Below are 1,294 nucleotides of genomic sequence, written 5' to 3' on the forward strand. Positions count from 1 at the left end.
CGGGGCGCTGTCGCTGGAGGACGCGGCCAAGGTAGTGGTATTGCGCAGCCGCCTGTTCGCCGAAACGCTGGTGGGCAACGGTGCGATCGCCTCGGTCGCCCTGCCGGCGGAACAACTGGCCACCCGAATCGAGCCGTGGGGCGAACGCCTCGCGGTGGCCGGGGTGAACGGGCCCGCGGCGGCCACGGTGGCCGGCGACCCGCAGAGTCTCCAGGAGTTCGTGGCCGCATGCCAGGCGGACGGCGTACGCGCGCGTGTCGTGCCCGCCACCGTGGCGTCCCACGGTCCCCAGGTGGAACCGCTGCGCGAACGGCTGCTCGCCCTGCTGGCCGACGTGGCGCCCCGCCAGTCCACCGTGCCGTTCTACTCCACGGTGACCGGCGGACTTCTGGACACCACCGAACTCGACGCGGACTACTGGTTCTGGAACGCCCGCAAGCCCATCGACTTCCTGGGCGCGCTCCAGGCCCTGTTCTCCGACGGCCACCGCGTCTTCGTGGAATCGAGCACCCACCCCGCCCTGACCATGGGCATCCAGGACACGGCGGACGCCTCCGGCGAATCCGTGGTGGTCACTGGCTCGCTGCGCCGTGGCCAGGGCGGGCTCGCCCAGTTCTTCTCGGCAATGGCGCGGCTTCAGGTCCACGGCATACGGGTGGACTGGCCCGCGGCCTTCGGCGAGGCGCGGCGGGTGGAACTGCCGACCTACCCGTTCCAGCGGGAGCGTTACTGGCTGACGCCCAGGCCCGGCCACGGTGACGCCTCCGCGCTGGGGCTGGGCGCGCTCGACCACCCCCTCCTCGGGGCCACGGTCGCGCTGCCCGAGTCCGGCGGCTGCCTGCTCACCGGTCGGCTGTCCCTGGCCACCCACTCCTGGCTGGCCGATCACGCCCTCTCCGGTGTGGTGTTGCTGCCGGGGACGGGGTTTGTGGAGTTGGTGTTGCAGGCGGGGTTGGGGTTGGGGTGTGGGGTGGTTGAGGAGTTGACGTTGGAGGGGCCGTTGGTCTTTCCGGAGCGGGGTGAGGTGGAGGTTCAGGTTTTGGTGGGTGGTGTGGGTGAGGGGGGTCGCCGGTCGGTGTCGGTGTTTTCGTGTCGGGAGGGTGAGTGGGTTCGGCATGCGGTGGGTGTGGTGGGGGTGGCGGGTGGTGAGGCGTCGGCTGTGGAGGTGTGGCCGCCGGTGGGTGCGGAGCGGGTTGGAGTGGAGGGGGTGTATGCGGCGTTGGCGGAGCGCGGGTATACGTATGGGCCGGTGTTCCAAGGACTACGGGACGCCTGGCGGCGCGGAGACGAGGTC

1 protein-coding gene is annotated in these 1,294 nt (G+C 71.2%); it reads left to right on the plus strand.

Translation table 11 applies throughout. The annotated features are described in order from the left end of the window. The coding region (locus KN815_RS44730) for an acyltransferase domain-containing protein (RefSeq protein ID WP_216347541.1) at positions 1 to 1,294 on the plus strand (1,294 nt) is incomplete at both ends.

Source organism: Streptomyces niphimycinicus (genome assembly GCF_018883605.1).
In the GTDB taxonomy this organism is placed as follows: domain Bacteria; phylum Actinomycetota; class Actinomycetes; order Streptomycetales; family Streptomycetaceae; genus Streptomyces; species Streptomyces niphimycinicus.